This is a genomic window from Qipengyuania citrea (assembly GCF_009828015.1).
Taxonomy (GTDB): domain Bacteria; phylum Pseudomonadota; class Alphaproteobacteria; order Sphingomonadales; family Sphingomonadaceae; genus Qipengyuania; species Qipengyuania citrea.
In genome coordinates this window covers 654,153-666,817 of the sequence record NZ_WTYG01000002.1, presented here as the reverse complement: position 1 = coordinate 666,817, position 12,665 = coordinate 654,153, and the positions used below count along the sequence as shown (strand labels likewise).

At 65.7% G+C, this 12,665-nt stretch carries 13 protein-coding genes; 7 read left to right on the top strand and 6 right to left on the bottom strand.

Translation table 11 applies throughout. The annotated features are described in order from the left end of the window. Window positions 1-759 (bottom strand): class I SAM-dependent methyltransferase, encoded by a 759-nt coding sequence (locus GRI55_RS08725; protein WP_160766860.1) that lies wholly within the window; start codon window positions 757-759, stop codon window positions 1-3. Here GRI55_RS08725 and GRI55_RS08720 point away from each other — a divergent pair. The 5 genes from GRI55_RS08720 (at window position 734) to GRI55_RS08700 (ending at window position 6,103) form a co-directional block, all read left to right on the top strand. Then, complete coding sequence (locus tag GRI55_RS08720; protein ID WP_160766859.1) at window positions 734-1,588, top strand: ComF family protein; 855 nt, start codon at window positions 734-736, stop codon at window positions 1,586-1,588. The genes GRI55_RS08725 and GRI55_RS08720 overlap by 26 nt on opposite strands. Window positions 1,589-1,937: 349 nt before the next feature. Next, window positions 1,938-2,309: a phosphoribosyl-AMP cyclohydrolase gene (gene hisI / locus GRI55_RS08715; protein ID WP_082847593.1), complete on the top strand. Its 372-nt coding sequence runs from the start codon at window positions 1,938-1,940 to the stop codon at window positions 2,307-2,309. Between the two features lie 32 nt (window positions 2,310-2,341). Continuing rightward, entirely contained in the window at window positions 2,342-2,800 is a 459-nt protein-coding gene (locus GRI55_RS08710) for a MerR family transcriptional regulator (protein ID WP_050600563.1), read from the top strand. 51 nt (window positions 2,801-2,851) lie between these two features. Further along, complete coding sequence (locus GRI55_RS08705; protein WP_160766858.1) at window positions 2,852-4,657, top strand: acyl-CoA dehydrogenase C-terminal domain-containing protein; 1,806 nt, start codon at window positions 2,852-2,854, stop codon at window positions 4,655-4,657. Between the two features lie 219 nt (window positions 4,658-4,876). Further along, window positions 4,877-6,103, top strand: a complete 1,227-nt coding sequence (locus GRI55_RS08700; RefSeq protein WP_160766857.1) for a GGDEF domain-containing protein — start codon at window positions 4,877-4,879, stop codon at window positions 6,101-6,103. A 45-nt stretch (window positions 6,104-6,148) separates the two neighbouring features. On the opposite strand, the gene GRI55_RS08695 is transcribed toward GRI55_RS08700, so the two are convergent. The 5 genes from GRI55_RS08695 to tyrS all read right to left on the bottom strand — a co-directional run bounded on the left by GRI55_RS08695 (window position 6,149) and on the right by tyrS (window position 10,823). Next, window positions 6,149-6,844, bottom strand: coding sequence for a dienelactone hydrolase family protein (locus GRI55_RS08695; protein ID WP_160766856.1), 696 nt, complete (start codon window positions 6,842-6,844; stop codon window positions 6,149-6,151). Continuing rightward, window positions 6,844-7,761, bottom strand: a complete 918-nt coding sequence (gene cysK / locus GRI55_RS08690; protein ID WP_160766855.1) for a cysteine synthase A — start codon at window positions 7,759-7,761, stop codon at window positions 6,844-6,846. The genes GRI55_RS08695 and cysK overlap by 1 nt, the downstream gene beginning before the upstream one ends. Then, entirely contained in the window at window positions 7,758-9,068 is a 1,311-nt protein-coding gene (locus GRI55_RS08685) for an MFS transporter (protein ID WP_160766854.1), read from the bottom strand. Before GRI55_RS08685 ends, cysK begins: the two co-directional genes overlap by 4 nt. 74 nt (window positions 9,069-9,142) lie before the next feature. Next, window positions 9,143-9,481 carry a PilZ domain-containing protein gene (locus GRI55_RS08680; protein WP_050600558.1) on the bottom strand — a complete coding sequence of 113 codons (339 nt, stop codon included), beginning with the start codon at window positions 9,479-9,481 and terminating at the stop codon, window positions 9,143-9,145. Between the two features lie 109 nt (window positions 9,482-9,590). Further along, the gene (tyrS, locus tag GRI55_RS08675) at window positions 9,591-10,823 is read right to left on the bottom strand and encodes a tyrosine--tRNA ligase (protein WP_160766853.1); all 1,233 of its coding nucleotides are present in this window, start codon (window positions 10,821-10,823) and stop codon (window positions 9,591-9,593) included. Between the two features lie 101 nt (window positions 10,824-10,924). Between tyrS and GRI55_RS08670 the strand changes: the two genes are divergently transcribed. After that, entirely contained in the window at window positions 10,925-11,398 is a 474-nt protein-coding gene (locus GRI55_RS08670) for a DOMON-like domain-containing protein (RefSeq protein ID WP_307019354.1), read from the top strand. Further along, complete coding sequence (locus GRI55_RS08665) at window positions 11,395-12,597, top strand: exo-beta-N-acetylmuramidase NamZ family protein (RefSeq protein ID WP_160766851.1); 1,203 nt, start codon at window positions 11,395-11,397, stop codon at window positions 12,595-12,597. The genes GRI55_RS08670 and GRI55_RS08665 overlap by 4 nt, the downstream gene beginning before the upstream one ends. The last annotated feature ends 68 nt before the right edge of the window (window positions 12,598-12,665 follow it).

Genomic DNA, 12,665 nt, shown 5'->3' with positions numbered 1-12,665 from the left:
CTAGTCTTTCCAGCCAGTCAGCGTCAGGATCTCGAAGCTTTCGAGCACGCGGCCCTTGTTGTTCGCCTGCTTCATGAAGGCGTGTTCGGCGCGTTCGAGCGCGGCCTTGCCGAGCGGCGGGGCGGCGCTGGCCAGCACGCTGCCCAGGCCCTGGTCGCGCAGGTCGGACACCAGCCGGTGTAGCCCTCCGAACGACACGGTGAGCGTATGGCTGTCGACCACCTGGCGCTTGAACAGCGCGCGCTGAAGCAGGCCGGCAGCTGCCTGGTTGTCGATCAGCGGATGCATCCGCGCCGCGGGCCGATCGGGCTCTGCGGCGAGCATCGCCCGCCGCAGGTGCGGCAGGCTGCCCGCACCGGGAAAGCTGGCGATCATCAGTCCGTCTTCGGCCAGCGCATTGCGGAGGTGGAGCAGCGCGCCGGGCAGATCGTTGACGCGGTCGAGCGATCCGAGGCTGACGATCAGGTCGTAGGGGCCGCCGTCGAGTGGACGTTCCTCGTCCAGGCTGGCGGCATCGTGTTCGTCGACCTCGGCCCCCGCGCCGCGCAGCGACAGCGCGAGAGTACCGGTCCAGTCGCCGATCACCAGCACGCGGCCGGGCGTCAGGCGGATGAATTCGAGCCGGTCGAGCACGTCCTCGACCATGTCGTCGAGCAGGTAGCGCGCGGCATCGCGGTGTGCCTGGCGAACGCGCGCGCGGCGCAACCCGGCAATCCGGCGCTTGCGGGAAAAGATGCGCGGGGGAGCATGGCTGGTCATCGCCCGTTGCCCTGCCGCGCTTGCCAGCGCCGTGCAAGCGGCGCACCATCGCAAGGTGTCGACAAGCCGCCTCCTGCGCGACAGCTTCGCGCCCGTGCTGGATTTCGTCTATCCCCCGCGCTGCCCAGCATGCGGCGGGGGCGTGGGCGAACAGGGCGGTTTGTGCGCCGCCTGCTGGGAGGACCTGTCGATCCCGTCGGAGCCTTGCTGCGTGTCCTGCCAGCGCCCGTTTGCCAGCACCGAGCCGGGGGAGGGGGCATCCTGTGCGGTCTGCCTGGCTACGCCTCCGCTCCACGACGGGATCGCCGCGGGCACGCTCTATACTGATACGGCGCGCAAGCTGGTGCTGGCGTACAAGCACGGTCGCCGGATCGCGCTGGCCCCATTGCTCGCGCGGCTGATCGCGGCGCGCCTCCCGCCGGCAATGGGCAACCGGGTGATCGTACCGGTGCCGCTGCACCGCAGGCGGATCTGGCAGCGCGGCTTCAACCAGGCCGCCTTGCTTGGCCGCCAATTGCACCAGCTCGGTCATGGCCCGCTGTGCGTCGACGCCCTTGTCCGCAATCGGCCGACCCCGCCGCTGGGCGGATTGGGAAAGAAGGCGCGGGCCCGTACGCTGAGCGGGGCTATCGCGCTGCGCCCCGCGCGCGCGGGCATGATCGCGGATGCCGATGTCATATTGGTTGACGATGTGCTGACCAGCGGGGCGACGAGCACGGCTTGTGTCCGCGCGCTCAAGCGGGGCGGCGCCCGCAGCGTAATTATCGCGTGTTTTGCGAGGGTGCTCGACGAAGCGCGCGACGCGCGCAGGACCGATAGCACGCGGTAGAAACGAAACGCCCGGGATCTTGCGATCCCGGGCGCCACGTGACGAATATAACCGGACCGGCCTTGCGGCATGGTGCAGCCCCCCAGCATGCACCTCGGATCCATCCCTCATCGTTCCCGGATGCGCCGCGACCCCTCGATCGCGGCAGCGAACCCGGTGACCCCCTGAACCCTGGCGCTCTGATGGCACCGTTGTTCCGGTGGGCAGGCCTCACTTGCCTGCGCCGCATATGTTCCCGAAACTTCGCGATCATCAAACAGGCATTTGCAACAATGTCCGATTTTGGGTCGACTTTGTGGTTATCTTGCAACAACAGGGCGCGCAGTTTCTGATGTGAAAGGCCGAGAGAGTGAGTGAGCGTACCGACCGGGAAGCCGGCAGCGACTTCATGCCCAAGTTCGACGACAAGGGATTGCTGACCGCGGTGGTCGTCGACCATGCGACGCAGGCGGTGCTGATGGTCGGCTTCATGGATGCCGAGGCTTTGGCTGCGACGCGCGAAACCGGCCTTGCGCACTTCCATTCGCGCTCGCGCGGGAAGCTCTGGCAGAAGGGTGAGACTTCGGGCCATGTCCTGCGGGTCGAGCGGATCTTTGTCGACTGCGACCAGGACGCACTGGTCCTGTCGTGCACCCCCGCAGGGCCGACCTGCCACACGGGGGCGCCAAGCTGTTTCTACCGCGAACTCGTCGGTGACGTTCTCCAACCCGTCAAGACTTGACGCTTACGTAAACGTTCCATTATGCACGCGGCATGACACAGCCGCTGCCCAACGATCCTCGTGCGCAAACCAGCGATCGCCGCCACGCCGGCGCACATATCGAACGGCCCGACGAGTTGGGGCGCGAACAATATTCGATCTCGGACCTCACCAGCGAATTCGGCTGCACCGCGCGTGCGCTGCGCTTCTACGAGGACGAGGGGCTGATCGCGCCTTCGCGGATTGGCCTGACCCGCATCTATTCCAAGCGCGATCGCGCCCGTCTCGCGTGGATCATGCGCGCCAAGAACGTGGGCTTCTCGCTGACCGAGATCCGCGAGATGATCGACCTCTACGATCTCGGCGATGGCCGGGTCGAACAGCGGCGCGTCACGATCGAGAAGTGCAAGGCGCATGTCGCCAAGCTGAAGGAACAGCGTGACGATATCGACAGCTCGATCACCGATCTGACCGAGTTCATCGACCAGATCGAACGGCTCGAAACCGAATGATGTGCCGCAAGGCCCCTACAACCGACACCCCCCAACCCTAAGGACACGCAGATGCCCAGTTACACCGCGCCGACCCGCGACGCCCGCTTCATCATCAACGAGATGCTCGATCTCGCCGGCTATGCCGACCTGCCCGGCTTCGAGGCCGCCAGCGTCGATGTCACCGATGCGGTCATCAACGAAGGCGGCAAGTTCTGCGCCGAAGTGCTCGCCCCGCTGAACCAGTCGGGCGACCAGGAAGGCTGCACCCGCCACGAAGACGGTTCGGTCACCACGCCCAAGGGTTTCAAGGAAGCTTTCGACCAGTTCCGCGAAGCGGGCTGGGGCACGCTGTCGCAGCCCGAAGAATTCGGCGGGCAGGGCATGCCGCATGTCCTCGGCTTCGCCTTCGAGGAATTCGTGTCGAGCGCCAACCAGGCCTTCGGCATGTATCCCGGCCTGACCAACGGGGCGGTCTCCGCGCTGCTCGCCAAGGGCAGCCAGGAGCAGAAGGAGAAGTATCTTCCCAAGATGATCTCCAACGAATGGACCGGTACGATGAACCTGACCGAGCCGCATTGCGGGACGGATCTGGGGATGATCCGGACCAAGGCCGAACCGCAGGCCGACGGCAGCTATTCGATCACCGGGACCAAGATCTTCATCTCGGCCGGCGAACACGACATGGCGGAGAACATCATCCACCTCGTGCTGGCGAAGACCCCCGGCGCACCCGACAGCAGCAAGGGCATCTCGCTGTTCGTCGTGCCCAAGTTCCTCGTCGGCGACGACGGCTCGATCGGCGAGCGCAACGGCGTGGTCTGCGGTTCGATCGAACACAAGATGGGCATCCACGGCAACGCCACTTGCGTGCTCAATTACGATGGCGCGAAGGGCTGGCTCGTGGGCGAGGAGAACAAGGGCCTCGCCGCGATGTTCATCATGATGAACGCTGCGCGTCTCGGCGTCGGCGTCCAGGGTCTCAGCCAGGCCGAGGTCGCCTATCAGAACGCGGTCGCCTATGCGCTCGATCGCCGGCAGGGCCGCGCTCTGACCGGCCCGGCGGAACCCGAGGCGCAGGCCGACCCGATCTTCGTGCACCCCGATGTGCGCCGCATGCTGATGGACGCCAAGGCCTTCACCGAAGGCATGCGCGCCCTGTGCCTGTGGGGCGCGCTGCAGGTCGACCTGACCCACAAGGCCAAGACCGAGGAAGAGCGCGAACAGGCCGACATGCTGATCGGGCTGCTGACCCCGGTTATCAAGGGCTACGGCACCGACAAGGGCTATGAAGTCGCCACCAACATGCAGCAGGTCTTCGGCGGCCATGGCTACATCGAGGAATGGGGCATGAGCCAGTTCGTCCGCGACGCCCGGATCGCGCAGATCTACGAAGGCACCAATGGTGTGCAGGCGATGGATCTGTGCGGCCGGAAGCTGGCGCAGAAGGGCGGCGCGGCAATCCAGGCCTTCTTCAAGGTGGTGGGCGACGACATCGCCGACGCCAAGGGCGACAATACGCTCGCCCCGATGGCCGAAGCGCTCGAGAAGGCGCTGGGCCAGCAGCAGGCGGCGACGATGTGGTTCATGCAGAACGCGATGCAGAACCCCAATCATCTTGGCGCAGGCGCCCATCACTACATGCACATCATGGGTATCGTGACGCTGGGCTGGATGTGGCTGCGCATGGCGAAGGTCGCGCAGGCCGCGCTTGCCGCAGGCGGCGAGGACAAGGCCTTTTACGAAGGCAAGGTCGCGACCGCGCGCTATTACATGGACCGCTACCTGCCCGACGCCGGCGCGCTGCGCCGCAAGCTCGAAGCGGGCAGCGAAAGCCTGATGGCGCTGGACGAGGACGCGTTCGCGACCGCAGCTTAACCTTCCGCAGGAAGGCATGACGGGCCGGGGGGCGATCCAGTCCCCCGGCCCGTTTTCTTTGTCGGACAGCAGATTGCGCAGGGTTCCGCAGTGGTGATCGCAGCCGCGTCGGCCCGGCACGCACCGCCTGCGGAGCAAATCAGCGCGCCCGAACGCGCGCGCGTTTACCAAGATTTCGGACTTGCCGGTTAGGGAGGACCTTTCTCGGATATCCCGCCTATGACAGCCGCGTTCGTACTCAGCATCAACATGTTCATCGCCGCCTTGTTCGCGGTTGCGTTCACCGTGGTGGCGTCGACCAACCCGACGGTTCGCGGCGCGCGATGGCTGGCGGCGGCCTATGGCATTGGCGTGATCGATGTGGCGCTGGAATTCATTCTGCCCTCGCTGGCGCAGCCCACTCCGGTCGTGGTGGCGATCTATGTCAGCTATCTGGCGGCGCTGACCTGCGGCCTGATCGGCGTCGCCCGGCATTATGGCGCAGCGCTGCCCCGGTCCGCCACCGCGATCGTCTGGCTTGCCGGGCTGGCCTTCGTCCCCGTCATGCTCGGACTGCCGTACGGCTCGGCCCTGCGGACGCTCCTCTACCAGCTCCCCTATGCGGCAATGCAGGTGCTGATGGTCGCGGTCGTCGTGCGGTCCGGCGGTAAGCTGGCGCTCGACCGGCTGCTGGTCGTGGTCGGCGCCCTCGCGGTGCTTGTCTACCTGGCCAAACCCGCGATTGCCTGGTGGATCGGCACTGCGGACCACGCGCAAGCCTATCTCGCTTCCGATTATGCGGCGATCTCGCAGACGATGGGATCGGTGGTCCTGATCGCACTCGCGCTGGTGCTGCTGCTGGTCATCATGCGCGACACGACGATGGAAATGATCGCCCGGTCGGAAACCGACCCGCTTTCCGGCGCCCTCAACCGGCGCGGCTTCGAAACCCATGGCGATCGGGCGGTGGCCCGGGCCCGGCGGACCGACCGGCCCCTGTCGCTGATCATGCTCGATCTGGACCGGTTCAAGGCCATCAACGACAGTTTCGGCCACGCGGCAGGCGACAGGGTGATTGCCGATCTCGCCGGGCTGCTGGACGATACGGTGGGAAGCGACGATCTGGTCGCGCGTCTGGGGGGCGAAGAATTCGCCATCCTCCTGCCGGGGCGCACCACTGCGCAGGCCCAGGCTCTGGCCGAACGGATGCGTTGGGCGGTGGCGCGGGACCTGCCGGTGCGGCTCGACAACGCGCCCGCGGTTACCGCGTCGTTCGGCGTGGCTGAATTGCAATTCGGCGAGCGGCTTTCGGATCTTTGCCGCCGGTCCGACCTGGCGCTTTACGAAGCGAAAGCGGCCGGGCGCGACACGGTCTGTGCCGCTCCGCGCCTGCGGTCCGTCAAGCCCGACGCTGCAGGGGCGGAATTTGCCGCCCCATCCGACCGATTGGTCCAATCTTTCGGTTAAGCCTGCTACCGGACCTCGCGCGGCAATTCCGTCAGGGCGCTTACCCTATCCGAGCACTTCGTCGAACAGCGCATGCATCGCCGCCCAGCTCTGGCGGTCGGCACTTGCGTCATAGGCGGGATTGGGCGAGCCGTCGCGCATGCGCGGCGTGGTGAAGCCATGCTGGACACCTGCATAGCTGTGGAAATGCCAATCGGCCCCCACCGCGTCCATTTCTTCCCAGAAACCGGTGACCTGGCTGCGGGGGACCAGCGCATCGGCATCGCCGTGGCATACCAGGATCCGCGGCATAATCCGCTTGTCGGCGGGCAGGGCGGTTTCGAGCAGGCCGTGAAAGCTCACCACGGCAGCGAGATCCTGCCCGTCGCGCGCCATTTCGAGCACTGCCATGCCGCCGAGGCAGAAACCGATCGCCATTTGCGGCACATCGGGTTCGAGCCGGCGCAGAAGATCGAGCGTGGCGCGCAGGCGCTGGCGCATTGCCGGCGGATCACCGCGCAGCCGGCCCATGGCGGCAAAAGCCTGGTCGGCATCGGACGGGGCTTCGGGCCCGTAGAAATCGCCGATCAGCACTGCGTAACCGGCATCGACGAGTGCATCGGCCTTCGCCTCGACCGCGGGGGTCGTGTTCATGAAGGTCGGATAGATCGCCACCGCGGCGCGGGCCGGGACGGCGGGCCGCGCGTAAAACGCGGTCAGCGCGACCGCGCCGTCTTCGTATCCGACCTTCTCGAAAGGCATCACTCGGGCAGGAAATCGGGCACCGACAGGTACCGTTCGCCAGTGTCGTAATTGAAGCCCAGCACGCGCGATCCGGCAGGCAGATCGGCCAGTTTCTGCTTGATTGCGGCCAATGTCGCGCCGCTTGAGATACCCACCAACAGGCCTTCCTTCGCAGCGCACTGGCGGGCCATTTCCTTGGCATCCTCGGGATCGACCTGGATCGCGCCGTCGATTGCCTGAGTGTGCAGATTGTCGGGGACGAAGCCGGCGCCGATGCCCTGGATCGGGTGCGGGCCGGGCTGGCCGCCGCTGATGACCGGCGAGCCCTGCGGTTCGACCGCATAGGCTTTCAGCGCGCTCCAGCTCTGCTTGAGCACTTCGGCGCAGCCGGTCAGGTGCCCACCGGTGCCGACCCCGGTGATCATCGCATCGATCGGCGTATCGGCGAAGTCATCGAGGATTTCCTTGGCGGTGGTGCGCGCGTGGACCTTCCAGTTGCTTTCATTGTCGAACTGGCTGGGCATCCAGGCGCCTTCGGTTTGTTCGACCAGTTCCTGCGCGCGTTCGATCGCGCCCTTCATGCCCTTTTCCTTGGGCGTCAGGTCGAAGGTCGCGCCATAGGCGAGCATCAGCCGGCGGCGTTCGACGCTCATGCTTTCGGGCATGACCAGCACCAGCTTGTAACCCTTGACCGCGGCAGTCATCGCGAGGCCGATCCCGGTGTTGCCGCTGGTGGGTTCGACGATTGTGCCGCCGGGCTTGAGCTTGCCCGCCGCTTCGGCATCCTCGATCATCGCGAGGCCGATGCGATCCTTGATCGAACCGCCCGGATTGGCGCGCTCGTTCTTCACCCAGACCTCGTGGTCGGGGAACAGGCGCGACAGGCGAATGTGGGCGGTATCGCCGATCGTGGCGAGGACGGAGTCGGCTTTCATGGCATCTGCTCCTGCAATTTCTCTTCGGGGGGAGTGTCTAACAATTCGTCAGGCGGGTCAAAGGTCCGCGTTGTCCGCAGGACGGGAAAAATTCGCGACCACAGCGCGACCGTGGCGATCGCGCCGACCCCGCCGCCGACCACCGCGATCACCGGGCCGAACAGGAAGGCGAGGCTGCCCGAGAAGAAATCGCCGAATTCGTTCGACGCGCTGATCGTCAGCAGGCTGACCGAGGACACGCGCCCGCGCTTGTCGTCGGGCGTGTGCAGCTGGATCAGCGACTGGCGGATATAGACGCTGAACATGTCCGCCGCGCCGATGATGAACAGCATGGCGAGGCTGAGCGGCATCGTCTTGGAGAGCCCGAAGACCACCGTGGCCAGTCCGAATACCGCCACCGCCCACAGCATCTTGGGCCCGACATTGGTCTTAAGCGGACGGAAGCTGAACCACAGCGCGGTGAGCGCGGCGCCCACTGCCGGCGCCATCGCCAGCTGCGCCAGCCCGGTTTCGCCGACCTCCAGGATATCGCGCGCATAGACCGGGAACAGCGCAGTCGCCCCGGCGAGAAAGACCGCGAACAGGTCGAGCGTGATCGCGCCCAGCACCATCTTGTTGCGGACCACGTAGCGCAGCCCTTCGACCATCTGGTGGATCGGGCGCCTGTTCGCCGCGCGTGCCGGCTGCTGCACCTTGCCGATGAAGCTCAGCGCGGCCAGCGATACCGCGAACAGCGCGAAGGCGGTGATATAGGGCAGGGCGGGCATTATGGCGTAGGTGTAGCCGCCGATCGCCGGGCCCACGATCATCCCGACCTGCCAGGCGATGCTCGACAGCGCGATGGCGTTGGGCAGGATCGTCTTGGGTACCAGATTGGGGGCCAGCGCGGACAGCGCGGGGCCGTTGAACGCGCGGACGATCCCGAGCACGATCGCCACGCCGAACAATACGGTCACTGTCAGCGTCTCGCTCCAGGTGAACCAGGCGAGGGTGCCCGCGCAGCCCAGCTGGGCAAGCACGGTCAGGCGGGCGATGTTGCGCCGGTCGAAATGATCCGCCGCCCAGCCGGAAAAGGGCGTGAGCAGGAACAGCGGGATGAATTGCAGCAGACCGATCAGCGCCAGTTGGCCCGATGCCGCGCCGACCCCCATCCCGCCGTCGCGTGCCAGATTGTAGGTCTGCCAGCCGATGATCAGCATCATCGCATATTGCGCCAGCGTCATCGACAGGCGGCTGAGCCAGTAGGCGCGGAAGTTCGCGATCCTGAGGGGCGATGCGTCGGGGGAAAGCTTGCTTGTGTCGTTCACCCCGGACGCATGGCAGGCCCGCCTTCGGTTGTGAAGACGGGCCTGCTTGTCGTTCTAGAAGAAGCGGTTGGAAATCAGCGCAGCTTGCGCAGCCGCGGATTGGGCTGCAGCGTGTCGATCATCGCCAGGAAATCGTCGACCCGGATGATCCGTTCGAACTGGAAGCCGGCGCGGTTGTCGCGGATCCAGATGCAATAGGCTTCGATCCGGCCGATGACCGGCAAGCGCACGATCACGCGCTCGCCGCGGGCGATGTCTTCCGCATTGTCGATCATGAAGCCGTTGGAGGAGACGTTGGCGATATGCAGGTGCACGTCGCCTTTTCCGAAATGTTCGGCGATGACGGGATGGTCGACCGGATGACGCGCCATCCGGCGCTGGTCGGTTACGCTCAGTTGTGCTCCGACAGTCATGCTGGCGTTCCCTTTGAAGTGCTTAAGACGAAATATACTATGCGCGGAAAAGTCTTCCAAATGGTAAACAATCGGGGCCTTTCGACGTTCCTGATGCTCGCTTCGCCGCTTATTGCGCGCGGATGATTGCGTGCTTCTTCTTGCCCAGGCTGAGCTTGCATTCGCCGCCTTGCGCGACCGTTACCAGATGCCCCGGTTCGGTGATCACTGCCCCGTCGAGCTTGACCGCGCCTTCGGCCAGCTTTCGCTTGGCCTCGCCGTTCGAAGCGGTGAAGCCGAGCTCGGTGAGCACCGCGCCGATCCGCATGCCGTCCGCGCCCACGGCAAGCGTCGGCAGATCGCTGCCCGCGCCGCCGCCGGCGAAGGTCTCGGCCGCGGTGCGCTCGGCGAGCCGCGCGGCTTCGGCACCCCGAACGAGCGTGGTTACTTCATTGGCAAGAACCGTCTTGGCTTCGTTGATCTGCGCGCCTTCGAGCGCTTCGAGCCGGGCGATTTCAGCCAGGTCGAGGTCGGTGAACAGCCGCAGGAAGCGGCCCACGTCGCGGTCGTCGACATTGCGCCAATATTGCCAGAAGTCGTAATTCGGCAGCTGCGCTTCGTTGAGCCAGACCGCGCCCGAGGCGGTCTTGCCCATCTTGCCGCCATCGGCGGTGGTCAGCAGCGGCGTGGTCAGGCCGAACAGCTCGCTGCCATCCATCCGGCGGCCGAGCTCCATCCCGTTGACGATATTGCCCCACTGGTCGCTGCCGCCCATCTGCAGCCGCACGCCCATGTCCTGCGCCAGGTGACGGAAGTCGTATCCCTGCAGGATCATGTAGTTGAATTCGAGAAAGGTCATCGGCTGCTCGCGCTCGAGCCGCAGCCGCACCGAATCGAATGTCAGCATCCGGTTGACGGTGAAATGTGTGCCGACCTTCTGCAGCATTTCGATATAGCCGAGTTCGCCCAGCCAGTCCTGGTTGTCGACCATGACTGCATCGGTCGGCCCCTCGCCGAAGGTCAGCAACCGTTCGAAGACGGTGCGGATCCCCTCGATATTGGCTGCGATCGTCTCGTCGGTGAGCATCTTGCGACTCTCGTCGCGGCCGGTCGGATCGCCGATCCGCGTGGTCCCGCCGCCCATCAGCACGACCGGCTTGTGGCCCGCCTGCTGGAGGCGCCGCAGCATCATGATCTGGACGAGGCTGCCGATGTGGAGCGACGGCGCGGTGGCATCGAAACCGATATAGCCGGGGACGATCTGCCTGGCGGCAAGCGCATCGAGCCCTGCGGCATCGGTGACCTGGTGGATATAGCCGCGCTCGTCGAGCACGCGCATGAGTTCGGACGTATAGTTGTTCATGACGAGGCGCGCGCTAGCAGGTAAGGGGCGGCATGCAAATCTATCGATTGGAACCGCATCCGGCATGCCCTGCACTGGGGGTAACGGCGGTGGAGGCGCGCGTGACCGCGCACGATGCCAACTGGCTGACGCTGCGCTGGCGGATCGAGGCTGCGCATGATCTCGTCCTCCCCGGATTTGCCGGCAAGGGACGCGCCGACGGACTGTGGCAGACCACCTGCTTCGAGCTCTTCCTGCGGCCCGATGGGGACACCGCCTATCACGAGTTCAATCTGTCGCCCTCCGAGCGCTGGAATGCCTACCGCTTCTCGGCCCCGCGCGACGGCATGAGCGAATGGCCGATGCCGCGCGATGCGGTCTGCACTATGCGCCCTGGCGGCAAGTTCGCGATCTTCGATGCCGCGCTGCCCGCCGCGGGGCTGCCGCAGACCGAGTGCGCGATGGGCATCAGCTGCGTGATCGAGGAGACCGGCGGGCACAAGAGCTACTGGGCGCTCGCTCATGGCAGAGAGGCGCCCGATTTCCACGATCCGTCTTGCTTCACCGCGCGGCTTGGGGCAGCTAGCGCGCCATGAAATTCGGCATCGATCGGCTCGTCACGGAAGAGCAACTGCGCAAGCCGCTGGACGGGCGCCGGGTCGCGCTGGTCGCGCATCCTGCCTCGGTAACCGCGGGCCTCACGCATTCGCTCGACGCGCTGATCGACCGCGGGGTCAATGTGACCTCCGCCTTCGGTCCGCAGCACGGGCTCAAGGGCGACAAGCAAGACAACATGGTCGAGACCGGGGACGAGGTCGATCCGCACTACGGCATCCCCGTTTTCAGCCTCTATGGCGAAGTACGGCGCCCCACCGCGCAGATGATGGACAGCGCCGACGTCTTCCTGTTCGACCTGCAGGACCTCGGCTGCCGGATCTACACCTTCGTCACCACGCTGCTGTATCTGCTCGAGGAGGCGGCGAAGGCGGGCAAGTCGGTATGGGTGCTTGACCGCCCCAATCCCGCCGGTGGGCCGGTGGAAGGAACCCTACTCGAACCCGGTCAGGAGAGCTTTGTTGGCGCCGCGCCGATGGCGATGCGTCACGGGCTGACCATGGGCGAAATGGCGCGCTGGTTCGTCGCGCATTTCAAGCTCGACGTGGATCTGCAGGTGATCGAGATGCAGGGTTGGTCGCCCGGCCGGGCCCCCGGCTATGGCTGGCCCGAAAGCCGCATCTGGATCAATCCGAGCCCCAATGCGGCCAGCCTCAACATGGCGCGGGCCTATGCCGGCACCGTCATGCTCGAAGGCACCACGCTGAGCGAGGGCCGGGGGACGACCCGGCCGCTGGAAGTCCTGTTCGGGGCGCCCGACGTGGATGCCAAGGCAGTGCTGGCCGAAATGCATCGTCTGGCGCCGGTCTGGATGCGCGGTTCGGCGCTTCGCGAATGCTGGTTCGAACCGACTTTCCACAAGCACGCGGGCGCGCTGTGCAACGGGCTGATGATCCATGCCGAAGGCGAGTTCTACGATCACCACGCGTTCCGCCCTTGGCGATTGCAGGCCCTGGCCTTCAAGGCCATCCGCGCTCTCTATTGCGACTATCCGATCTGGCGCGATTTCCCTTACGAATACGAACTCGACCGCCTGGCGATCGACGTGATCAACGGGGGTTCGGTGCTGCGCGAATGGGTCGACGACAGTGAAGCCGTTCCCGACGATCTCGACCGGGTCGCCAGCGCGGACGAAGCCGCCTGGCGCGAATCGATCGCAGCGCATCTGGCCTACAACTGACCGGTCGGGCAGCACCGCCGTCCGTACGCGGTCGCAGGGTTGGACAGCGGCAAACTTTTCTACCCGAC

What these genes read in the sequence shown, in the direction of transcription:
- GRI55_RS08720 (WP_160766859.1), top strand. Translation starts at nt 734, where the DNA reads ATGCGCGGGGGAGCATGGCTGGTCATCGCCCGTTGCCCTGCCGCGCTT.
- GRI55_RS08725 (WP_160766860.1), bottom strand. Translation starts at nt 759, where the DNA reads ATGACCAGCCATGCTCCCCCGCGCATCTTTTCCCGCAAGCGCCGGATT.
- GRI55_RS08710 (WP_050600563.1), top strand. Translation starts at nt 2,342, where the DNA reads ATGACACAGCCGCTGCCCAACGATCCTCGTGCGCAAACCAGCGATCGC.
- GRI55_RS08705 (WP_160766858.1), top strand. Translation starts at nt 2,852, where the DNA reads ATGCCCAGTTACACCGCGCCGACCCGCGACGCCCGCTTCATCATCAAC.
- GRI55_RS08700 (WP_160766857.1), top strand. Translation starts at nt 4,877, where the DNA reads ATGACAGCCGCGTTCGTACTCAGCATCAACATGTTCATCGCCGCCTTG.
- GRI55_RS08695 (WP_160766856.1), bottom strand. Translation starts at nt 6,844, where the DNA reads ATGCCTTTCGAGAAGGTCGGATACGAAGACGGCGCGGTCGCGCTGACC.
- cysK (WP_160766855.1), bottom strand. Translation starts at nt 7,761, where the DNA reads ATGAAAGCCGACTCCGTCCTCGCCACGATCGGCGATACCGCCCACATT.
- GRI55_RS08680 (WP_050600558.1), bottom strand. Translation starts at nt 9,481, where the DNA reads ATGACTGTCGGAGCACAACTGAGCGTAACCGACCAGCGCCGGATGGCG.
- tyrS (WP_160766853.1), bottom strand. Translation starts at nt 10,823, where the DNA reads ATGAACAACTATACGTCCGAACTCATGCGCGTGCTCGACGAGCGCGGC.
- GRI55_RS08665 (WP_160766851.1), top strand. Translation starts at nt 11,395, where the DNA reads ATGAAATTCGGCATCGATCGGCTCGTCACGGAAGAGCAACTGCGCAAG.